This window comes from Burkholderia sp. Bp9090, assembly GCF_003857985.1.
Classification (GTDB): domain Bacteria; phylum Pseudomonadota; class Gammaproteobacteria; order Burkholderiales; family Burkholderiaceae; genus Burkholderia.
The window spans coordinates 18,303-41,826 of the sequence record NZ_QTPV01000050.1; the positions used below are offsets into that span (position 1 = coordinate 18,303).

14 protein-coding genes are annotated in these 23,524 nt (G+C 64.7%); all 14 read left to right on the plus strand.

The genetic code is table 11. The features are described from left to right. The first annotated feature begins 95 nt into the window (after window positions 1–95). Window positions 96–1,487 (plus strand): BNR-4 repeat-containing protein, encoded by a 1,392-nt coding sequence (locus DIE16_RS31120; protein WP_082088461.1) that lies wholly within the window; start codon window positions 96–98, stop codon window positions 1,485–1,487. 345 nt (window positions 1,488–1,832) lie between these two features. Then, window positions 1,833–3,002: a nucleotide sugar dehydrogenase gene (locus tag DIE16_RS31125; RefSeq protein WP_044844069.1), complete on the plus strand. Its 1,170-nt coding sequence runs from the start codon at window positions 1,833–1,835 to the stop codon at window positions 3,000–3,002. After that, window positions 2,999–4,111 (plus strand): glycosyltransferase, encoded by a 1,113-nt coding sequence (locus tag DIE16_RS31130; protein ID WP_124894052.1) that lies wholly within the window; start codon window positions 2,999–3,001, stop codon window positions 4,109–4,111. Before DIE16_RS31125 ends, DIE16_RS31130 begins: the two co-directional genes overlap by 4 nt. Continuing rightward, the gene (locus DIE16_RS31135; RefSeq protein ID WP_124894053.1) at window positions 4,108–4,659 is read left to right on the plus strand and encodes a hypothetical protein; all 552 of its coding nucleotides are present in this window, start codon (window positions 4,108–4,110) and stop codon (window positions 4,657–4,659) included. Before DIE16_RS31130 ends, DIE16_RS31135 begins: the two co-directional genes overlap by 4 nt. Next, window positions 4,572–5,636: a polysaccharide deacetylase gene (locus DIE16_RS31140; RefSeq protein ID WP_235879350.1), complete on the plus strand. Its 1,065-nt coding sequence runs from the start codon at window positions 4,572–4,574 to the stop codon at window positions 5,634–5,636. The genes DIE16_RS31135 and DIE16_RS31140 overlap by 88 nt, the downstream gene beginning before the upstream one ends. Beyond that, window positions 5,633–6,973 (plus strand): glycosyltransferase, encoded by a 1,341-nt coding sequence (locus tag DIE16_RS31145; RefSeq protein WP_260434489.1) that lies wholly within the window; start codon window positions 5,633–5,635, stop codon window positions 6,971–6,973. Before DIE16_RS31140 ends, DIE16_RS31145 begins: the two co-directional genes overlap by 4 nt. Next, window positions 6,954–8,039, plus strand: coding sequence for a glycosyltransferase (locus DIE16_RS31150; RefSeq protein ID WP_124894054.1), 1,086 nt, complete (start codon window positions 6,954–6,956; stop codon window positions 8,037–8,039). Before DIE16_RS31145 ends, DIE16_RS31150 begins: the two co-directional genes overlap by 20 nt. A gap of 15 nt (window positions 8,040–8,054) precedes the next feature. Further along, window positions 8,055–9,530: a glycosyltransferase gene (locus DIE16_RS31155; protein WP_044844075.1), complete on the plus strand. Its 1,476-nt coding sequence runs from the start codon at window positions 8,055–8,057 to the stop codon at window positions 9,528–9,530. A 1,104-nt stretch (window positions 9,531–10,634) separates the two neighbouring features. Continuing rightward, complete coding sequence (locus DIE16_RS31160; RefSeq protein WP_044844076.1) at window positions 10,635–11,420, plus strand: SDR family oxidoreductase; 786 nt, start codon at window positions 10,635–10,637, stop codon at window positions 11,418–11,420. Window position 11,421: 1 nt separating this feature from the next. Continuing rightward, window positions 11,422–12,954, plus strand: coding sequence for an LTA synthase family protein (locus DIE16_RS31165; protein ID WP_260434491.1), 1,533 nt, complete (start codon window positions 11,422–11,424; stop codon window positions 12,952–12,954). A gap of 2 nt (window positions 12,955–12,956) precedes the next feature. Then, window positions 12,957–20,570, plus strand: coding sequence for a type I polyketide synthase (locus DIE16_RS31170; protein WP_124894056.1), 7,614 nt, complete (start codon window positions 12,957–12,959; stop codon window positions 20,568–20,570). After that, the gene (locus DIE16_RS31175; protein ID WP_124894063.1) at window positions 20,567–21,481 is read left to right on the plus strand and encodes a UDP-3-O-acyl N-acetylglycosamine deacetylase; all 915 of its coding nucleotides are present in this window, start codon (window positions 20,567–20,569) and stop codon (window positions 21,479–21,481) included. The genes DIE16_RS31170 and DIE16_RS31175 overlap by 4 nt, the downstream gene beginning before the upstream one ends. Window positions 21,482–21,518: 37 nt before the next feature. Then, the gene (locus DIE16_RS31180; protein ID WP_124894057.1) at window positions 21,519–22,847 is read left to right on the plus strand and encodes an aminotransferase class I/II-fold pyridoxal phosphate-dependent enzyme; all 1,329 of its coding nucleotides are present in this window, start codon (window positions 21,519–21,521) and stop codon (window positions 22,845–22,847) included. Beyond that, window positions 22,847–23,524, plus strand: coding sequence for an N-acetyltransferase (locus DIE16_RS31185; protein WP_124894064.1), 678 nt, complete (start codon window positions 22,847–22,849; stop codon window positions 23,522–23,524). The genes DIE16_RS31180 and DIE16_RS31185 overlap by 1 nt, the downstream gene beginning before the upstream one ends.

Genomic DNA, 23,524 nt, shown 5'->3' on the forward strand with positions numbered 1-23,524 from the left:
GGGTGGTGAGTGGAACTCTTGCGAAATTTGTAGCGTCAGTTTGAAGAGTTCTTGAACGATGGAAAAAGTGGATTTTGCTCAAAAGAGGGGTTGAGATGCCGAGATATTTGATCGAATGTCTTGCTGTTGCAGCGGCGATGGCTTTTTCAACCTCGTCGTTTGCGGGCAGCGACATCGATACTTGCAAGGGTCTGCCGCGAGAACTGCCGATCGATCAGGTCTGGGGGAGCGCGCACGTCGAGTTCGCTTCGCTCGAAAGCAAGAAATTCGTCTACGTTGCCTACTACGACGCTGATCGCTGGCTCACCGTTGCGCAAATCAATAAATGCACCGGTGACAAGGAGAAAGTCAGGGTTCCGTCTCGCTTCGAGGGATGGGACGAGCACAACTATATTTCCCTCGTGCTGGACGACAAGAACCGACTGCATGTATCGGGGAATATGCATGTGTCTCCGTTGATTTATGCCCGAACAGACGGCCCGGATCGATTGACTGGACTTGATGCGCTACGACCGATGACCGGAACGGACGAGGCCCGAACAACCTATCCGTATTTTTTTCGCTTCGCTGATGGCGCGCTCGGATATTCATACCGATCTGGCCGGAGTGGCAACGGTATTGAATTGATCAACCGGCTGGAAGGTTCGCGGTGGGTCCGCTGGACAGACCAGCCGATCTTCGCTCCGAACTCGGGAAAGAGCACAGTCAACGCGTACCATTCGGATTACCAGTTAGGGCCGGACGGCTTCTTCCACGTAGCTTGGGTTTGGCGGGAGACCTACAGAGTCGAAACCAACTTTAACGTCAGTTATGCGAAGAGCTCTGATCTGCGCACCTGGAGGAATAGTCGAGGAGAGGTTGTACCATTGCCTATTACGCCAGCCACAGCTGAAGTTGTGGACGCCATTCCGAAGGGTAGCGGACTGATCAACAATGTGCGGATCGGGTTCGATGCAACAGGCCGCCCGGTCATCTCATACCTGAAATTCGATTCGACCGGTGCTACACAGTTGTTCCACGCCAGACGAGAAAACAACGGGTGGAAGTCAGTGCCAGCGACCCAATGGACCTATCGGTGGGACCCGAGGGGCGGCGGGACGATTCCGAGTGAGATCAATTTCTCAGGCGTGAAGATGAGAAACGGTCGCCTGATCGAACAGGTTCATCAACGGGATATCGGTACGAAGACGTTTGTGTACGATGACGATTCACTCAAGGCTCGACAAGTGCTTGGTGCAAGCGTATGGGCGCCGACAATTGCCATCAAGGATCGTCAGGCCCCGAAGGGCGCCGAGCTGAATATTCGTCCTGTCGCCATTGGGGACGCGGCACCTGATAGCGCCGACGCCAATTATGCGATTTCGTGGTTTAGCTTACCTGCGGACAATAGAGATCGCCCGAGGGACTGCAAGTCTGAGGTGCCGTGTAACTTCGTCTCTGATCTGGTGTTGAAAGTGATTCGGACGTCAAGTGACGCCTCGAACTAGCGAGTGAAGCGGCCACGGATTGTGGAGGTTGCGGATCATGTCACGGAAGCTAGTGCGTTGCCGCATGTCAGAGGGCTCCCGTTTCGCGGTTGAGTGTGACGATGTGATCGGTTTGATCCTGTTGGCACTGGAGCCTGGCTCTGAAAGCGCGGCATTGAAACGCAATTTCGGGCACCGCTGAATTTGAACAGACTTCCCCTGGACGACGGCCCATTGGCCTCGGCCGTTTGGGGGATGTTTGCAATGGAATGAAGTTGCTTTTCGTGGCACGGATCGCCTATGGGTGCGCTTGTCCTGGCCGGAAGGAAGGCAGCGGATTTCTTTATCTGTCTGAGAGATGTTTGCATGAAAATCGCTATCGCCGGCACAGGCTACGTCGGCCTGTCCAACGCCGTCCTGCTGTCGCAGCACAATGAAGTCGTTGCTCTGGACATCGTCCCCGAGAAGGTGGCGATGCTCAACCGCAAGGAGTCGCCGATCGAGGATGCCGAGATCGAGGACTACCTGCGCCACAAGGATCTGAACTTCCGCGCGACCCTGGACAAGGAAGACGCGTACGCCGGGGCCGACTACGTGGTGATCGCCACGCCGACCGACTACGATCCGGATACGAACTACTTCAACACCCGCTCGATCGAGGTCGTCATCCGCGACGTGATGGCGATCAACCCGCGCGCGGTAATGGTGATCAAGTCGACCATTCCGGTCGGCTACACCGAGCGCACGCGTGCGGCACTCGGCACCGACAACCTGATCTTCTCGCCGGAATTCCTTCGCGAAGGCAAGGCGCTGTACGACAACCTGCACCCTTCGCGGATCGTGATCGGCGAGCGTTCGCGGCGAGCCGAGGCGTTCGCCGATCTGCTGAAGCAGGGGGCGATCAAGCAGGACATTCCGACGCTGTTCACCGGCAGCACGGAAGCCGAGGCGATCAAGCTCTTCGCGAATACGTATCTGGCGATGCGCGTGGCGTATTTCAACGAACTGGACACCTATGCCGCGCAGCACGGTCTCGATACGCATCAGATCGTCGACGGCGTCTGTCTCGATCCACGCATCGGCGCGCACTACAACAACCCGAGCTTCGGCTACGGCGGCTACTGTCTGCCGAAGGACACGAAGCAGCTGCTGGCCAACTATCGCGACGTGCCGCAGAACCTCATCCGCGCGATCGTCGAGTCGAACAGCACGCGCAAGGACTTCATCGCCGAGAGCATTCTCAAGCGCAAGCCGAAGGTTGTCGGCATTTACCGTCTCGTGATGAAGGCGGGGTCCGACAATTTCCGCGCGTCGAGCATCCAGGGCGTCATGAAGCGTATCAAGGCCAAGGGCGTCGAGGTCATCGTCTACGAGCCGGCATTGCACGAATCGACGTTCTTCAATTCGTCGGTCGTGCACGATCTGGCCGAATTCAAGCACTCCGCCGACGTGATCGTTGCAAACCGGCTGACCGACGATCTGACCGACGTCGCAGCCAAGGTCTACACGCGCGACCTGTTCGGCGGGGACGCATGATCGACCAGCAGTCCGGTCATGCGGTAGGCGCGGAGAGCGCGTTGCCGCGCATCCTGTTCTTCAACGTGAACGGCTCGGGCATGGGCCATCTGAACCGTTGCCTCGCATACGCGCGTCGCCTGCGGGGCCGCGCTCGCCCGTATTTCTTTTCGCTGGCGTCGGCGATCGAAATCATCGAGGAGATGGGATTCGAAGCGGACTACTTCGTTTCGCATTACTGGTCGTCGAGTTCGACGTTCGGCTGGAACAGTGAACTGGCCGTCCGATTGGGCCTGATGCTGGAGCGGGTACGTCCGGATGCGGTCGTATTCGACGGCACGTGGCCGTTCAAGGGTTTACTGACGGCCTGCGAAATGTATGGATCGCCCGTCCTCGTGTGGTCCAATCGCGGGCTGCTCAAAGCCGATACCAAAGCGGTGCCGGTGGACGAATCGTTGTTCGATCTCGTGATCCAGCCCGGTGAACTGGGTGCGACCGAAGCACGCGCGTCCCTGACGAACGGCGGCACGCGGCTGACGGTTCCGCCGGTCTGCCTGCTGGAGAACGACGAGTTGCTCGACCGAGGAGCGGCGAGAGACGCGCTTGGCCTGCCGCGGGCGGGCCGCTTCGTCCTCTTTTCGCTCGGCCCGGGCAATCTGAAGGATGTCGCCGGCATCGGGCACGGACTGATCGCCTCCTTCGAGGCGGCCGGTTTCCAGGTGGTCTGGGCACGTGCGCCCATTTCGGTGCGTGACGTCGAATTGCCGGCCGGCGTGTTGCCGGTCTCGGTCTATCCGTTGGCGCGCTATCTGCGTGCGTTCGATGCATTTGTCGGCGCAGCGGGCTACAACACTTGCTGCGAACTGGTGCAGTCGGGCGTTCCCGCGCTGCTGGTGCCCAACGCACAACTGGTGGACGATCAGGTGCGTCGCGCACTGATGGTCGCCGACGTGATGCCGGCTGTCGTTTCGGCGTGCGAGACTGAACAGGAGCGCAAGACGGCCGTCGACGCGCTGCTGGGCCTGTTGCCCGATGCAGGACCGGCGCAGCGCGTGGTGCCGATGAACGGCGCGTCGCTCGCGGCGGACGAGATCATCGCCAGGATTGCCGACAAGAGGCGAACGCATTGAGCATCATCGACCAAACCCGGACCTTGAGGCGTGAGTTGCGTGCGTTGGCGGCGAAGCCCGACTGGACGTTGCTGACGCGCCACGACCTGCTCGCCGGGAAACCGCCTGCCACGTTGAAGGAGCGCGCGTGGCGCGGTGCCAGGCGCTTGCTGGCCACGTTGGGCGTGATTCCGCCTCACGTGACGAAATATCCGTGGCTGTCGACCCTGAAGCACGCACCGGTTTCGGCCGAAGCGAACACGCTGCTGATCTGGGCGCCGGGTACGGAGCGCGATGCACTGCGCCGTGCGTGCGAAGGATTTTCCGCGCGGCTGAGAGGTAACGATGCGCTGGCGCCGGTACTGGTGACCGACGTGGCCGATTTCGCCTTCTATTCGCGGCTGGGCTGGCTGGTGGAATACCTGCCGGAATTGAGCGGTGAGGACCGTTCCTATCGCGAGAGAAAGCGCGCGTACCTTGCGTGGCGCTATCGCGATGCGCGGATCGTTCCGCCGGCCGCGGCGCAGGCCAACGACGCCGACTGGAAGGCACTGGTGGAAGTGAACTGAACATGATGGATAGAAATCGCTATGCCATGTTGACGGTGGATACCGAGGCGCTGCCCAAGCGCGCCACGGAGGATCACGTCAAACGGCTGATGTGGGGTGTGCACGAAAAGGGGCGGGCGGGGGTCGGTGAAATGGCTTCCATCGGCGACGAGTTCGGCGTCAAGCACGTGTTCTTCGTGGACCAGTGCGGCGCATATGCGTATCTCGACGAGACGAAGGACGTCGTGCGCCGACTGGATGCCGCAGGGCAGGACGTGCAACTGCACACGCATCCCGAATACCTGCCGGACGCGTTCTGGGCCGAGCACGGCCTCGCGCGGCGTCCGCAATACATGAACCAATACACGGACGATGCGCGCGCGGAGTTCGTGATTCGCCACTTCGGCGGGCTGATTTCGGCGGAAACGGGCAAGCCGGTGCTGGCGCACCGTGCAGGTTCGTTCCGCTGGAACGCGTCGACGATCCGGGCGCTGAAGTCCACCGGCGTACAACTGTCGTTCAACAATTCCCTGTGCGCCGTCCATGCCGGGCAGTGCAATTACAGCGAGCCCACGAATCTGCCGTTCCAGTGGTCGAACGGCGTGATCGAGGTGCCGATGACGGAAAAGAAAATCCTGCCGAAGGTGGGCAAGGAAGAATGGTGGGCACGCCTGACTTACCCTGAGTCGCCGTATTTCCGGTTCCGTCCGTGGTGGGGCAAGCTGCTGCTCGACGCGTTCAGCGGCAGTCCGACGTTCTCGATCTTCCTGCTCCATTCGTGGTCGCTGCTGTATTGGGACGAAAACGGGCACGCGACCTACCGGGACGACCAGCGCGTCGAAGGCTACCGGAAGCTGCTGTCGCGGCTGACGAAGGACTACGACGTGATCACCACGGCGGAATTCCTGGACCTGCAGGCCCGAGGAAAGATCCGGACCACGCATACGACCGATCTCGCCCATGCCGAACTGAAGGCGGCCGGGGCGGTGAAAGCATGAGCACGATGCTCGATTCGTTGCAGACGGCGTTGACCGAGCCGCTTCTCGCGATGAGCCGTCGACTGACGGCGCATGTGCTCGAGCGCAAGGTGAAGCAGCGTTCGCGCGGCGTGTCGTTCGTCGGTGATCCGGACAGCATGCTGTACGTGGCGGCTAGCGCGTTGCCGTATCACACGAGCGGCTATACGACGCGCACGCACGAAGTCGTTCGCGCCTTGGCCGCTGCGGGCGGTCGCGTGCATCCGCTGACGCGGCCCGGTTATCCCGGCGATCGCGTGGATCGCCTGATGGATGTCGCGGGAAGCGACACGCAGGTCAGCGAGGTCCGGTATCTGCATGCGAGCGCACCGTTGAACAACCGGCCGGTGCTGATGTATGCGTTGCAGGCAGCGCCGGTCATCGCGCGCGTGGCCATGCAGCATCGCGTGTCCGTGATCCACGCGGCGTCGAATCACGTGAACGCGCTGCCGGCCCTGCTGGCGGCGCGGCAACTGGGCATCCCGTTCCAGTACGAGATGCGCGGGTTGTGGGAGTTGACGCGTATCTCGCGCATGCCGGAATACGAAGGGCGCCAGGGGTTCGCGCAGGGGCTGCAACTGGAGGGCCTGGTGGCCCGTCACGCGGACAAGCTGTTCGTGATCTCGGCGCAGCTGGGGCGGTTCGCGCGGGACCGCTGGGGGATTGCCGGCGAGCGGATGCATCTGCTGCCGAATTGCGTGGACCCCGAGCGGTTTACGCCGTCGACACCCGATGAGATCGACGCGGACACGATCGGCTATGCGGGTTCGCTGATCGGCTATGAAGGGCTCGATACGTTGATCGATGCGGTCGGGCGGTTGATCGGGGAAGGGCGCACGGTGCGGGTCGAGATCGTCGGAGAAGGCGAGGCACGGCCGGCGCTGGAGGCACAGGTCCGACGCCTCGGATTGGCGGAGCAGGTTCGCTTTCTGGGCCGGACCTCGCCCGAGCAGGCGCGCAGGACGCTCGGCCGTTGCGCGCTGGTGTGCATTCCGCGCAAACCGTTCAAGGTTTGCGAGATCGTGCCGCCGATCAAACTCGTGGAGGCGCTCGCGATGGGCAAGCCGGTGATCGTGCCGGATTTGCCGGTGTTTCGCGACGAACTGGGCCCGAGTCCGGCCGGCTGGTTTTTCAAGGCCGGCGATGCGGTCGACCTGGCGCGGGTTATCGACGCGGCGCTGTCCGATCGCGGCACGCTCGCGGCGTTGCGCGGCCAGGCGAGAGAATACGCGGCCACGCAGCGCCGCTGGCGCGAATTTGTCATGAACGCACTGCCAATGTCGCAGGGTGAGGGGTTAAATGGTCGGCAGGGTCATTAGAAAACTGGGTTCGTTGGTCTACGACTACCCGACGGTTGCGGAGGACGTGGAGCAGGCCGGGCGCTTCGGGCGCTTGAAGATCGCGCTCGTCACGGATTACTTCACGGCGGATTGCCTGTCGGCGGAATGCCGCGTGCGCACCATGACGCCTGCCAACTACGCGGACGTGATCGGCAACTGGAAGCCCGATCTCGTGTTCGTGGAATCGGCGTTTCATGGCGTGGACGGAAGCTGGCGCTACGAGCTGGCGCGACAGTCGCCGCCGATGCGCCTGGGCAAGCCGACGGCGATCTTTCGCCTGGTCGACTTCGCCAGGCGCGCGGGTGTGCCGACCGTATTCTGGAACAAGGACGACGGCGCGTTCTTCGACACGTTCATCGACGTGGCGAAGGTATTCGACTACGTATTCACGACCGACGAGGAGTGTCTCGATCGGTATCGGCAGCAGGTGCCCGCGCATGTGCCGGTGAATACGCTCGTGATGCCGTATCAGCCGGCGTCACACAACTTCTCGGGCTTCAATTTCGTGCTCAACGAGGCGTGCTTCACGGGCAGCTATTACCGGCGCATCCTGAACGAACGCCGCCGCTTTCTCGACATGGTGTTCGACACCTGCGAGCAGAGCAATCTGCCGCTCAACGTATTCGACCGCAATCACGATCGCCTGTCGCGCTTCTTCGAGTTTCGCTATCCGAAGAAGAGCGGGCTGCGCGTGCATGGCAAGGTGCCGCATCGGGAAACGGCGCATGTGTACAAATCCCATGCGATCTCGATCAACGTGAATTCCGTGACGGGCTCCGAGACGATGTTCTCGCGGCGCCTGGTCGAAATCCTCGCGTGCGGCGGCATCGCCGTGACCAACGCGAGCCGCTCGGTCGACCGGTACTTCCGCGGGTTCTGCCACGTGATCGATACGCCTGACGAGGCGCGGGAGTTGTTTTCGCGGCTTCGGCACGGTCCGTCGCAGGACGATCTGGACCGAGCCGAGGCAGGCGCACGCTACGTACGGCAAAACCATACGTGGGCGCACCGGCTGGAGGAAATCTTCGCCGTCGTGAAGATCTGAGGGGAAGCGGTCACGATGCTCGCGCTGCTTTCCTATGCTGCCCAGCTGGTGTTCCTGCTGGTGGTGCTCTACTTTGCGCTGTACGTGCTGCTCGAACTGCGCGTGCTGCTGATTTCCCGCAAGGTCGAACGGCGCAAGCTGACCGACCTGGCGCAGCCCGTCCGGATTTCCGAAAACGGGTTTCATCCTCGGGTCAGTGTGCTGCTGCCGATCTGCAACGAGTCCGAGGTGGTCGAGCGGCTGATCGACGCGGCCTGCCGGCTGACCTATCCGCCGAACGAGATCGAGATCCTGGTGCTCGACGACTCGTCGGATGCGACGACGAAACTGGCACGGGCCAAAGTCGATCGCTACGCCGCCGACGGAATCAACATCCGGCTCGTCAAGCGCCAGTCGCGAACGGGCTACAAGGCCGGCAATCTGGTCAACGGCATCCAGCAGTCGTGCGGCGAGTTCTTTGCGATCTTCGATGCGGACTTCGTGCCGCCGGCGGATTTCCTGCTGAAGACCATTCCGTGCTTCACCGATCCGAAGCTCGGTTTCCTTCAGACCGGTATCGGCTACGAGAATCGCGACGCGTCGTTTTTGACGCGCTTCCAGGCCATGGAAATGGGTCACCAGCAGTACGTGACGGTAGGGCTGAGCGAGGACGGCGACATGGCTTCGCTGAGCGGCAGCTCGTGTGTGTGGCGCAAGGAGTGCGTCGATGCACTGGGCGGCTGGAATGCGTCGACGGTCACCGAAGACGTGGACCTCGGCTATCGCGCGCAGTTCGGTGAATGGAAATACGCGTATCTGCGAGAGGTCGTTTCCATGTCGGTGCTGCCGGAGACCATCAGCGCGTTTCGCATTCAACGGGAACGCTGGGGGCGCGGCCTGATCCACAGCGGGTTCAAGCATGTCGGGCAAATGTTGTCGCAAAGCATGCCGCTGATGAAGCGGATGCACGCGATCTCGGTGATGTTCTCGTCCGTGCTGCTGGCTTCGATCTATGTGCTGATCCTGCTCAGCCTGCCGTTGACCTGCCTGGTGCATTTCGACGGCGAAGGTATTCATCTCGGCGCATTCGTCTTTTTTGTACTGGTGGCAATCTGGGCGCTTGCGAATGCGTTCGGTTCACGCAAGGGCGCGAGATTCGACGACAAACCGAGTGTTCTGAAAACCGTATGGGATACCTACCTTTATATCGCGATGTTCTTGCCGATGGCCTGGTATTACTTTGCGGGGGGCGTGCGCGCCGTTTTCGGCGTGTATAGCGGTTTTCATCGCACACCAAAAGGAAAGGAAGCCTATCGTTCCACGATGCCGCGTATCAATGCAGTCCTGCTGGCCGGAGAAATCGCCACGTTTTCCTATTCGCTCGTGACGATTTTGCTGGCGATTCAGAAGAAGAACTACGTTCTGATTCCGCTCAACGTAACGGTTTGCGTCGGCTTCGGGATGGTTCTCTATTGGTCGTGGCGAGAGCGCCGTGCCCGTGAGCAATCGTGATTTCAAGGTGCGCGCAGTCGAATCGGTCCAATTGACGGGCGAGAATTGCCGATTCGTTAAGGGTACCTTCCTTTCTTCCATGTGGCCGTCGTAAAGAAATTGTCAGCATCGAAAGCAACCCCAATGTTTGCGCGACGAGGGAACGCGCAATAACAATCGATACCGTAAGACGAGTTCCGCAGACCGCTGATGCACTGACCGGCCGCTCGATCCGCCGAGGGCGGCCCATACATTTTTACCGAGGGCGTGGCCGTCCGGTTGCGCTCGCTTCGCCGGTCTGGCGCCGGTCGAAGACGCTGCCTGACGATCTCCATACATAGTTCAGCGAACCAAGCGAGTCGAAGGATCATCAAGATTTGCAAAGAACATTCGAGGAATTCTATCCGACCCAATTGGACGGAGCAGAATGCCACCAGACAGCCTTTCGTCGAACTCGCCAGGTCGGAGGGTATGTCTGACAAATAGCCGGAAGAACTTTAAGAATTGCTTGCGGGATGCCCGCATGCTGTCCGCCGCGCGGTGCCGCGCGCATCGGTTATCTGCGCGATTAAAGCATCCTGAGGATCGGTCGCGACCGGACGGTCAGGAGAGCGGTTCGGCATTTTTTTCCGATATTTGTACTTCGGGAACCGGTGTGCGGCCGGTACTTGAGGATTGCAGGCAGCGCGAGTTTCTACCTTTGCATGGAGCAGGACCGCCGGCGCATGTCTGATGTAAGCGGTTGTAACACGTAAGGTTTTACTCGAATATTAATATTGATGTATGATCGCGTCGGCGCGTTGTAAGCTTGTGGCCAACTGCCTTTCGCGCCGCGCAAATTTCCATGTGGTTGCGTTCGCTGCATGGTCCGCACATTTTTCGCAACCCTGATTCGGGCGGTCGCACGTCGTCACGTCGATGTGCGATATCAGTGCGTGGCATGTTGCGGGCGTAGTCAAATCATACGAAATAATCAAACGCAATAAATCGACAATGTTGTCCGCTGCTTGGTCGAAATATCAGGCAGCGCTTGGCGCTTGGAGATCGATAACCAGACGGCCGCTGAAAAACAATGTTCGTTTAAAACGATGGAAAAACAGCAATATTCGCAACCGGGGAGGGCGGGTGAGCGCAAACGGGCCACGAGCAATCGTGATAACCGGCAGTAGTGCCGGGCTTGGGCGCGCGCTGGCATTGAGTTATGCCGCGCCCGATATCACGCTGGGGTTGATTGGCAGAAATTCGGCACGGCTGGAATCCGTCGCTGCAGAATGCCGCGCGCGCGGCGCCCGCGTCGTGATCGGCTGCATGGACGTGCGCGATTCGGCCGCCGTCCAGGACTGGATGATCGATTTCGATACGCGATACCCGATCGAATTGATGATTGCGAATGCAGGCGTCGCCAGCACGCTGCAGTCCGCCGACGACTGGGAGCACATGGCGCGTACCGCCGACGTCGTCGATACCAACCTGTACGGCGCACTCCATGCGGTGCTGCCGGCCATCGACCGGATGCGCATGCGCGGGCGCGGACAGATCGCGGTCGTCAGCTCGCTCGCCGCATTGCGGGGCATGGCCATCTCGCCCGCCTATTGCGCGAGCAAGGCGGCGCTGGTCGCCTACTGCGATTCCGTGCGCCCGATCCTCGCACGCGAGGGCATCGGCCTGTCGGTCGTGATGCCGGGTTTTGTCCGCACGGCAATGAGCGACGTCTTCCCGGGCAGCAAGCCATTCATGTGGAGTGCGGACAAGGCCGCCGGATACATCAAGAAGCGCCTCGCGCGACGCCGCGTGGAAATCGCCTTTCCGTTCAGTCTTGCCTTCGGCATCAAGTTGCTGCGCCTGCTGCCGGCCACGCTGGCGGATGCCATTCTCGGTCGTCTGTCCTACCTCCCGCGCGGGAAGGCGTGACGTGCTGCCCGGATTCGCGTTCGCGGCTGCCGCAGCCGCACTCTCATTTCTCGTAGAGGCCATCGCGTATCCGCGCGCGTCGCTCGCCCGTTCGCCGGCGGCGATCGCACTGCATGTCTGCGCGTTCGCGATCGTGGCGGGCGCGACTTTCGCCGTGACGGCACGGCCGCTTTTCTCCGCCTCCGTCGCTCTCGTGCTGATCGCCTTGCTGGCGGTCATCAGCAACGCAAAATACGAATCCCTGCGCGAGCCCTTCGTCTTTACGGACCTGAGCCTGTTCAGCCAGGTATTCGCACATCCGCGTCTCTATCTGCCGTTTCTGAGTGCCGGCAAGGTGCTCGGCATCGCTGCCGCCGTTGCGGTCGCGACGGCCGGGTTTCTGCTCGAACAATCGGCCGGCTCGACGGCGCGTAGCGCCGCCGCACTGATCGCGGCCGCTTGCGTCCCGGTTTGCGTCGCGCTGTCGCGTCGCATGCCGCTGACGCTCGACCCGATGGCGGACCAGCGCCGCACGGGGTTCTTCGCGACATTCGTCGCTTACCTCGTCAACGGGCTGCGGCGCGCGGAACGCAATGCGTTCTTTCGCGCGGTCGATGCCGGGCCATTCTCCGGCGGCCGTCCGGACAGCACGCCGGACGTGATCGTCATCCAGAGCGAATCCTATTTCGACGCGCGCCGTCTCGGCGCAAGCGTGCTGTCGGAGCCTTACGCGAATCTCGATCGCGCCCGCAGCGAAGCATTCATGCAGGGTAGCCTGGACGTTCCCGCCTGGGGCGCCAATACGATGCGCAGCGAATTCGCGATGCTGACGGGTTTGCCGTCGGCGGCGCTCGGCTATTCGCGCTTTTATCCGTACATGTACGTGCGCCGCGCGTGCGCGTCGCTGGCGGGCTGGTTCAAGCAAGGCGGATATCGCACGCTCGCGATTCATCCGTATCACGCCGACTTCTTCGGGCGCGACCGGGCATTCCGGTTCATGCATTTCGACCGCTTTCTGGACATTCGGGATTTCGGCGATGCGACGCGAATCGGGCCGTATATCGGCGACGGTCCAGTGGCCGATGCGATCATCGCGGCCCTCCAGGCGCACGGCGACAGGCCGGTATTCGCATTTGCGATCACGATGGAAAACCATGGCCCGCTGCATCTGGAATCGGTCGGGCCGGGTGAGTCCGAATCGCGGCATACGCTCGGCGACGACGCGCGCTGGCGCGACCTGACCGCCTATCTTCGACATGTCGAGAATGCCGACGGCATGATCGGCAAGCTGACTGATTATCTCCGCATGCGGGAACGACCGACCGTGCTGTGCTTTTACGGCGATCACGTTCCTGCTTTGACTTCGGTGTTCGACGCGCTCGGAACCGAACCGACCAATAGCGACTACTTTATTTGGCGCAACTTCGCGAACGATTTCGGCGAGCAACGAAACGTTCGCGTCGAGAGTCTCGGTGCCGCGATACAGCGCGCGATGGTGCACGTCGATTGCACTCGCGCCGCTTCGCCGACCGGGATGCTGCAGACGCCGGCGTGATGATGGAAAAACGAATTGCAATTATTGGGATAGCGTGCCGCTTTCCCGGTGGGGTCGAGGGACCGGACGACTTCTGGCAACTGCTGTGTGACGAACGCGATGCCGTGACCGCCATCCCACCGGACCGTTTCGGTACGGCGTTCTACCAGCACCCGTCGAAGCGCGAGCCGGGAAAGAGCTACACGTTCGCCGCGGGCGTCGTCGATGACGTCGCGGGCTTCGACGCCGAATTCTTCGGCATCTCGCCGCGCGAGGCCGCGCAAATGGATCCGCAGCAGCGGCTGCTGCTCGAACTCGCGTGGGAGGCGTTCGAGGACGCCGGCGTGCGTCCGGCTGCGATGCGCGGCCGCGACTGCGGCGTGTTCGTCGGTGTGGCGGGCATGGATTACGGCAACCGCAATATGGACGACATGAACACGATCGATCCGTATTCGGCAACCGGCAACACGCTCAGTATTGCGTCGAACCGCGTGTCCTACCTGTTCGACCTGCGCGGCCCGAGCATGTCGGTCGACACCGCATGCTCATCTTCGCTCGTCGCGCTCCATCAGGCGGTCCGGGCGCTGCAGTCGGGCGAGACCGCGATGGCGCTGGCCGGCGGCGTGAACCTGCTGCTGCACCCGTTCGGATTCGTCAGTTTCTCGAAGGCGTCGATGCTGTCGCCGCGCGGCCGCTGCCGTGCGTTCGACGCGACCGGCGACGGCTACGTGCGTGCCGAGGGCGGTGCGTTCGTGCTGCTCAAGCCGCTCGATCAGGCGCTGGCCGACGGCGATACGATCCACGCGGTCATCGCCGGATCGGGCGTGAATTCGGATGGCCATTCGCATGGAGGCATCAACGTGCCGGCCGCGGCGACGCAGGCGGACCTGCTGCGCGCCGTGTATCGGCGCGCTGGCATCGATCCGCGCACGCTCGCGTATCTCGAGGCACACGGAACGGGCACGGCGGTCGGCGATCCGATCGAGGCGCGTGCGTTGATCGACGCGCTGTCGGGCGGCCGGCCCGACTCCGATCCGCTGCTGATCGGGTCGGTCAAGACCAATATCGGGCACCTCGAAACGGCATCCGGAATGGCGGGCCTGCTGAAGGCGGTGCTGTGCCTGAAGCATCGTGCGGTGCCGCGCTCGCTGCATTTCGATACGCCGAATCCCGCGATCGATTTCGAAGGCGGCCGCTTGCGCGTGGTCGATCGGTTCACGCCGCTCGAGCGCGGCGAAGCACCGCTGACGATCGGCATCAACTCGTTCGGCTTCGGCGGCACGAATGCGCACGTCGTCATCACCGAAGCAGCGGCACCCGCGCCCACCGTACAGTCGGCGGCAAGGATCGATGCACCGTTGCCGCCGCTCGTCCTCACCGCACGTTCACCGGCTGCGCTGGCGGCCGTCGCTGCGCGCTATCTCGCACGTCTGCAGTCGGGTGCCGACTGGGCCGCACTCGCGGCTGCCGCCGCACGGCGTCGCCAGTGGCTCGAGCATCGCGCGGTCATCGCGCCGCCAGATCGGGCCGAAGGGCTGGCCGCGCTCGCCGCACTTGCCGAGCCGTCGGCGCGCGGGCTGCCGGCGTGCGCGGTGCAGGGGCAGGCCGTCGAAGGCGACGCGCCGGTCGCGTTCGTCTATGCGGGCAACGGCAGTCAATGGGCCGGGATGGGCAAGCGGCTCTATGGCGAGGACGCCGTGTTTCGCGCGGCACTCGACGAAGTTGATGCGCTCTGGCGTGCAGACGGCAACGCGTCGCTCGTCGAAGTCATGTGCGAAGGTGTCGACGCCGCATGGCTTGCCGCGACCGAGAACGCGCAGCCGCTGTTGTTCGCGATGCAGGTCGGCATCACGCGTGTGCTGACCGCGCGGGGCATCCACTTCGACGCGGCAGTCGGCCACAGTGTCGGCGAGATCGCCGCGGCCTGGGCGTCGGGCGCACTCACGCTCGCTGAGGCCGTGCGCGTGATCCGGATCCGCAGCGGGGCACAGGGTCTCACGCGTGGCGCAGGCAGGATGGCGGCGGCCGGCGTCGGCGAAGCCGCGGCGCGCGACTGGATCGCGCGTCTCGATCTCGCCGCAGCGATCGAAATCGCGGGTGCCAACAGCCCCGACTCGGTCACGCTCGCGGGTTCGCAAGCGGCGCTCGACGCGCTCGGCGCGGCGCTTGCGGACGCGGGCCATTTCTACCAGATGCTCGACCTTGATTACGCGTTCCACAGCAGCCGCATGGACGCGATCGAGCCGGTCGTGCGCGACGGGCTGGCCGATCTCGCGCCGCGCGAGACGCATACGCGATTCGTGTCGACGGTGACCGGCGACACGCTGCCGGGCACCGCGCTCGACGCGGGCTACTGGTGGCGCAACATTCGCGAGCCGGTGCGTTTCGGCGACGCAATTTCCCGCCTGGCCGACGATCGCGTGCGCGTGTTCGTCGAGATCGCGCCGCACTCGATCCTGCGCACCTACGTGAAGCAGACGCTTGCGGCGCGCGTTGCGCCGGGCGTCGTCGTGCCGACGCTCAAGCGCCAGCACGATAGCGCGGAGATGCTCGCCCATTCGATCCTGTCGGCGGTTGCGCAAGGCGCGCGCGTCGATCTCGACCGCTTCGTGCCCGACGCGCCGCACGCCGCTCTGCCGACCTATCCGTGGCAGCGTGAGCGTTACTGGCTGGTGCCGAGCGTCGAGGGTTACGGGCTCGTGAACCGCCGCGTCGATCATCCGCTGCTCGGCTATCGCCTGCACGAGCATGCGTTCGCCTGGGAGAACCAGCTCGATCCACAGCGCGTGGCGATGCTCGCCGATCACGTCGTCGACGGTGGCGTCGCGTTCCCCGGTGCCGGTTATGTCGAAATGGCGCTCGCGGCGGCGCGCACGTTCTTCGGGACGCCGGATGTGGCCATCGAGAACGTCGAGATCCGCATGCCGGTCGTGTTCCAGCCGCAGCACGCGAAGTTGTTCCGGTTCGCGATCGACGTGCGCACCGCGTCGTTTACGATCGAGACGCGCGACCGGATGACGGACGGCCCGTGGAACCTGAACGTGACGGGGCGCCTGCTCGAAAGCGGCAATACGCTCGATGCGGACAGCATGCCGGAGGCGTCCGTGATCGCCCGGCTGCAATCGCGTCCGGCGCTATCCGGCGACGCGCTGTATGCGGGCACGGCGGCGATCGGCCTCAGCTACGGCCCAGCGTTCCGCTGGGTGCGGTCGCTGTGCGTGTCGGGCGACGACGCGCTTGCCGAGCTTGAGGTGCCGACGGCCCTGGCCGACGCGTGTGCGCGGTCGGACTATCTGCTGCATCCCGCGCTGATGGACAGCGGTTTCCATCCGCTGTTCGCGGTGCTGGGGCAGGCCGGCGCCGCACCGGACGATGCGCATGCGGCATTTGTTCCGGTCCAGATCGGCCGCGTCGATTTCCTGAGCGGCGAATCGATTCGTCGCGTGCTGGCGCGCATTCACCGCCGCAGCCCGCATTCGATCGTCGCATCGTTCGAATTCATCGATGCCGACGGCAGGATCGTCGCGCGCCTTGCCGCGTGCCGCTTCCGTCGCGTCGATCTGGCCGGGCGCCGTCACGGCGCGCCGGCGCGCTTTGCCTACGTGCTCGAGGCGCGGCCGCTGCCGGGCGGTTACACGGCCGCGGCACTGCCACAGCCGGGTATGCTCGTCGAGCGTGCGAACGCGCATGTCGCGGCGCGCGAAGACCACGCGCGCCGCACGCAGCATCTGACCGAAATGCTGCCGCTGCTCGACGTGCTCGCCGGTCTGCATGCGCTCGACGCACTGGATGCGCTTGGCGTCTTCGCCCAGCCGGCGCTGCCGATGGGCACGCACCCGCAACAGGTCGCGCGACTGGCGGAGATCGTCGTCGAGGACGGGCTGGCCCGTTTCGACGGCGATCGTCTGGTTCGCGATGACGAAGCCTGCGCGGCGATGCCCGCGCGCGACGCGCTGTGGCGCGACGTGCTGGCGGCATCGCCGGCACATGTCGCCGAACTGACGTTGCTGGCGCACGTCGGCGCGGCGTTGCCGCGCGTGCTGAGCGACGCGTCGTCCGAGGGCGCGCTGCTGTCGTCGACCGGGCGCAGTCTGGTCGAGCAGTTCTTCGATGCCTCGCCGACCTGGGCGCATGCGCGTGCGCTGCTCGCCGCCTGCGTGACGCAGGCGATCGCAGCGTGGCCGGATGCACGGCGCTTGCGTGTGCTGGAGATCGGTGCCGCGAGCGGCGACGTGCTGCAACCGCTCGACGTTGACGTGCCGGCCGGTCGCTGCGAATACCTGCTGGCAGGTACGCAGCAGCAGCTCGCCGGGTTCGATGCAGAAGCGCACGCGCAGGTACGAACGCTGGCGTTTGCGACCGACGCGCCGTTGTTCGCGCAATGTTGCGATACGACGCCGTTCGACGTCGTGATCGTCAACCGGATGCTGGGCGATCACCCGGATCCGCTCGCCGCGCTGACGGCGATCACCGAACGGCTCGCACCGGGCGGGCTCGTCGTCGTCGCCGAGGCGCGACGCAGCCGGTTCTCCGACATCGTGTTCGGCACGGCAGGTGGCGAAGTTGCCGCCGGCACTTACGGCGCGCTGGCGCCCGCCGCGATCGAGTCGATGTGCGAACGCGCCGGACTGGTCGACGTGGTGCGCGATACCGAACAAGGCCTCGATCTCGAGGGCATGCCGACGTTCGTCGTCGCGCGCAAGCCGGTTGCCGACGAGCAAACGGCCGGCGCATCGCGGGACGAGGATCGTATGCGGTGCATGGCGGAGCGTGATGGCGCGCACTGGCTGATCGTTCAGGAGAATGACGATGCGTTCGGCATCGCCCTGGCGGGCGAACTCGAGCGACTGGGTTGCCGCGTCGAGTCGGCAGGAGTGCGCGACGCCGCTGGATGGTCGGCGCGTCAGCCGGCCGAGCATCCGGCGCATGTCGTGTTCGTGGCGCCGCTTGCATCGCTCGACACGGCCGACGGTGCGGCCGTGATGCGCGCGCAGCACGGCGGCGCACTCGCGCTGGCGTCGCTCATGCGCGATCTCGAGGCAGCCGGCGCGACGGCGCGCGGTCGGCTGTGCGTCGTGACGCGCGGCGGTGCGCCGTTTGCTGCCGGTATGTCGTCACATCCCGAACATGGAACGTTATGGGGCCTCGGCCGCGTGATGGCGAACGAGTATCCGACGCTGCCGATCCGTTTGATTGACGTCGATCAGGCCGTCGAACGACCGGCGCTGCAGCTTGCGATGGTGCTGCTCGGCGACGATGGCGAAGAGGAAGTGCTGCTGGCGCCGCAGGGCCGCTACGTGCCGCGCATGCTGCCGGCTGCGCAGGCGGCCGAGCGCGACAACGCGCTGCCACCTGCATCGGACCACCCGGGAGCACGGCTCGCATTCGACATGCCGGGTTCGTTGCGCAACCTCGAATGGTTCGCGATGCCGGCACACGATCTCGCCGCCGGCGAGGTCGAGATCGAGCCGATGGCGACCGGGCTCAATTTCCGCGACGTGATGTATGCGATGGGGCTGCTGTCCGACGAGGCCGTCGAGACGGGCTTCGCGGGAGCGACGATCGGCATGGAAATGTCGGGGCGCGTCGCCCGGGTCGGCCCGGACGTCGACGGTTTTGCGCCGGGCGATGCGGTGCTGGGTTTCGCGCCGGCATCGTTTGCGACGCGCGTGGTCACGCGGGCAACCGCGATTGCACGCAAGCCCGACACGATGTCGTTCGAGGAGGCCGCCACGGTCCCGACGACATTCTTCACCGCGTACTACGCATTGTGCGAACTGGCGCGGCTGCGACGCGGCGAGCGCGTGCTCGTGCACGGCGGTGCGGGCGGGGTTGGTATCGCGGCGATCCAGATCGCGCGGCATCTCGGCGCGGAAGTCTTCGCGACCGCCGGCAGCGACGAGAAGCGCGAGTTCATTCGCCTGCTCGGCGTCGACCGCGTGTTCGATTCGCGCAGCCTCGCGTTCGCCGACGAGATCCTCGCGCGCACGCACGGCGAAGGCGTCGACATCGTGCTCAATTCGCTCGCCGGCGAAGCGATGGTGCGCAGCATCGATACGCTGCGTCCATTCGGCCGTTTCCTCGAACTTGGCAAGCGCGACTTCTACGAGAACAGCCAGATCGGCCTGCGGCCGTTCCGCAACAACATCAGCTATTTCGGCATCGACGCCGATCAGCTGATGGGCGTGCTGCCGTCGCTGACGACGCGACTGTTCGAGGAAGTGATGGACCTGTTCTCGGGCGGCGTGCTGCATCCGCTGCCGTACCGCGCGTTCCCGGCCGCGCGTGCGGAGGAAGCGTTCCGCTACATGCAGCAGGCGCGCCAGATCGGCAAGGTGCTGGTCACCTATCCGTCGGGCACGCCGGTACCGACGCGCGGCGTTGCGGTGCCGACCCTGCGGCTCGACCCGCAGGCGGCGTACCTGATCGTCGGAGGCACCGGCGGGCTGGGTTTCGCGACCGCGCGCTGGATGATCGAGCGCGGCGCACGGCACCTGACACTCGCGAGTCGCGGTGGCGCACTGGGCGCCGCGATGCAGGCGGAGGCCGATCGCTGGCGCGACGCGCTCGGCGCGCACGTGTCGGTCGCACGATGCGACGTGACCGACAGCGCGGCGCTGGAAAGCCTCATCGACGAGATCGAGCGTCGCGGGACGCCGCTCAAGGGTGTGCTGCATTCGGCGATGCAGATCGACGACGGTCTGCTGCGCAACGTCGATGACGCGCGCTTTGCGGCCGTGCTCGAACCGAAGGTGGCCGGTGCATGGAATCTGCATCGCGCGACGCGGCGATGCGCGCTCGATTTCTTCGTCGTGTACTCATCAGCGACGACCTATCTCGGCAATCCGGGACAGGGTGCATATGTGGCCGCCAACGGCTTCCTCGAGGCGCTGGTCGCACATCGTCGCGCGGCGGGGCTGCCGGCGATGTTCATGGCATGGGGGCCGATCGAGGACGTCGGTTTCCTCGCGCGCAACGCCGACACGCGCGAGGCGTTGCAGTCGCGGATCGGCGGTGCGTCGATCACGTCGGACGAGGCGATGGCCGCACTCGAACGCGCGCTTGTGCAAGGGAGCGCCGGCGAAGCGGTCGTGCGTCTCGACTGGGGCGCCATCTCGCGCGGCATGCCGGCCGCACACGCGCACCGTTACGCGGCATTGCAAACGGGTGGGGCGGCCGAGGCGTCCAGCGAGGATCGCGTGTTGCTGGAGCAATTGCGAACGTTGCCGGCGGCCGAGGCCGTCGCGCTCGTCGAGACGGCGCTGCGCGGCCAGATCGCGCGGATTCTGCACATGTCGCCGGAGCGCGTCGATGCCGGCCGGTCGGTGCTGGATCTCGGAATGGACTCGCTGATGGGCATGGAGCTCGGCATGGCCGTCGAGGAGACCTTCGGCGTCAAGCTGTCGATCATGGCGATCGCGGAAGGCGCGACGGTCCATACGCTGGCCGAGCGCATCGTCGAGTTGCTCGATACGCAGGGCGGCAACGAGAACGTCGCGGCAGCGGACGAGCTGGCCGATGCGCTGGTCGCGAGGCATGGGCTGGGCGACGAGGCGCGCGCGACACTCGCACGCAATCAGGATCACGAAAACCAGAGGGCAGCAACATGCAAATCGACGCCGGTGCATGCCGGGTGAAAGCGCCGCAAGGATGGCGGGCCAGCGAAGGGACGGTCGCCCGCCCGGTGACGATGACCGGACATGGCCTGCACACCGGGCGCCGGGTCCAGGTGCGGATACTGCCCGCAGCCCCGTCGGCCGAACGGCACGGGATCGTATTTCGCCGCATGCGCGGCGAGCATGAACTGGGGAGGCTTGCCGCCGGCCCGGCGGTGCGTCGTGCACAACCGCTCTGCACGATGCTGCGAGCGGACGACGGCATGGGCGTGCGTACGGTCGAGCACCTACTCGCGTCGCTGCTGACCTGTGAGATCGATCACGCGATCGTCGAACTCGATGCGGAAGAAGTGCCGATTCTCGACGGTAGCGCACGGCCCTGGATCGACGCGATCGCCGCCGGCGGCCGAGCCGAGTTGCAGCGTTCGAAGCGCTTCCTCCGGGTGCTGAAACCGGTGAGCGTGGCCGACGGCGAAGGTGCGTCGCGGCGCGAATTGCGCGTCGCGCCCGCCGAGCGCTACGAATTCAGCGTGCGCGACGATCTCAAGGGGTTCGGCGATATGCAGTGGGACGGCGAGCTCACGCCGGGGACGTTTGCCAGCGAGATTTCGTCGTCGCGTTCGTACGGACGGATCAAGTGGGCCGTGCCGGCAATCGCGGTCGGTTACCTGACGGGCACGCCGATCCTGCGTGGCGCACGACCGTCGTGCACGGCGTCGATCATCGGCAATCACGTGATCGGCGGGCTGCGTGCGCCCGACGAATTCGTGCGTCATCGCGTGCTCGATCTCGTCGGCGACCTTGCGCTCGCGGGTTCGCCGCTGCTCGGGCGTGTCATCGCACATCGCCCCACCCACGAAATGAACTACAGACTCCTCAGCGCGCTGCTAGGTACGCCCGACGCGTACGAATGGGTCGACGTGTCCGCGTAATGCGGACGCAACGCACGGATTGCCCGGAACCAAAGACATGGCACTCGGAGAACACCTTCGCCAGCAACTGGCGGCGAAAGCCCTGAAACGGCAGCTGGAGCGCGCGACGGAAGCCGTCGCGGCGCCCGGCGTGCCCGCTGCACCGGCGGCACAGGCCGCGTCGGCGCGCAGCCGTTTCGAATCGATGCCGCAGTATCAGCAGGTCAGGATCATGCGCGAGATGGGCGAGAAGCTGCGCGTCGACTCGCCGTTCTTCCGCGTGCATGACGGCATCGCCGGCGCGACCACGCAAATCGGCGGTCGCGAATACGTGAACTTCGCGAACTACAACTATCTCGGTCTCGCCGGCGATCCGGCCGTATCCGAGCGGGCGAAGGCCGCGATCGATCGCTATGGCACGTCGGCGTCCGCGAGCCGGATGGTCGCGGGCGAGCGTCCGGTGCAGCGCGACCTCGAGCGCGCGCTGGCTGCGTTCTACGAGACCGACGATTGCGTCGCGTTCGTGAGCGGCCACGCGACCAACGTGACCGTGATCGGTGCGCTGTTCGGCCCCGGCGACCTGATCGTCCACGATGCGCTCGCGCACAACAGCATCGTGCAGGGCGCGCAGCTGAGCGGCGCGAAGCGATTGAGCTTCGCGCACAACGACTGGCAGGCGCTCGACGCACTGCTGTCGCGCGTGCGGCGCGAATACCGGCACGTGCTGATCGCGATCGAAGGGCTGTACAGCATGGATGGCGATTTTCCGGACCTGCAGCATTTCGTCGACGTGAAGACGCGCCACGGCGCGTTCCTGCTGGTCGACGAAGCGCATTCGCTCGGCGTGCTCGGTGCGACGGGCAAGGGCATCCGCGAGCATTGCACGGTCGCGCCCGACCAGGTCGACATGTGGATGGGCACGATGAGCAAGACGCTGGCCGGTTGCGGTGGTTTCATCGCCGGCTGCCAGCCGCTCGTTGACATGCTGCGCCATCTGGCGCCGGGCTTTCTCTATAGCGTCGGACTCGCGCCGACGCTCGCCGAAGCGTCGCTGGCCGCGCTCGAACGCCTGCAGGCCGAACCGCAGCGGGTGGCGCAATTGCAGGCACGCGGCCGGCAGTTCCTGACCGAGGCGCGCGCCGCGGGGCTCGACACCGGCACGAGCGCCGGCTATGCGGTCGTGCCGGTGATCACCGGCAGTTCGCTGAGAGCCGCGCAGTGGGCCAACGCGATGTTCGACGAAGGGATCAACGTGCAGCCGATCTTCTATCCGGCCGTCGAGGAGAAGGCCGCGCGCCTGCGTTTCTTCATCTGCTCGACGCACGCGCCGGCGCAGATCAGCAGGACCGTCGCCGTGCTGGCCCGCCTGGCGGGGCGGGCAACGTGATGTCCGCCGCGGCGCTTGCACCATCCTTCGACGCGCCGCATGCCGATGCGTCGACACCGTTTCGCGCCGCTTGCGCGGACGATGCGGCGGCATGCGCGCCACTCGTGTTCGCATCCGGTGTCGGCGAATTCGGCTTCTTCCTCGGTGAAAGCGACGCGCGCTGCATTGCGTTCCTGCAACAGGCGTTCCGCTCGCGTCACGGCCGGTTCTCATGGCGCCGACATCGGGTCGCGGTCGGCGCCGACGGCACGGTGCAGGCCGTGATGGCCATCCATGACGGGCGCCGGACGATGTTCGACGACCTTCACGTCGTGTGGGCCCTGGCGCGCTTTTTCGGCGTGCGCCGCGCGATCGGCCAGTTGCTGCGCGGGCTGGTGCTCGAAACGGAGATTCCGGCGCCGAAACGTGCGCAGATCCTCATCGCGCATTGCGCGACGGACGAGCGGCAGCGCGGCACGGGCATCTTCACCGCACTGCTGCGCGACGCGCTCGAGACCGGTGCGGTGCCGGACGACCGCAGCCGAGAAATCGTGCTCGACGTGCTGACCCGGAATGTACGTGCCCGCGAACTGTACGAGCGGCTCGGCTTTGCCGTGCTGACGCGGTCGCGTCAGCGCTCGCGCCGGCTGCCCGCCGAACTCGATTCGGTCCGCATGCGGCTCACGCGCCGCGGCTGA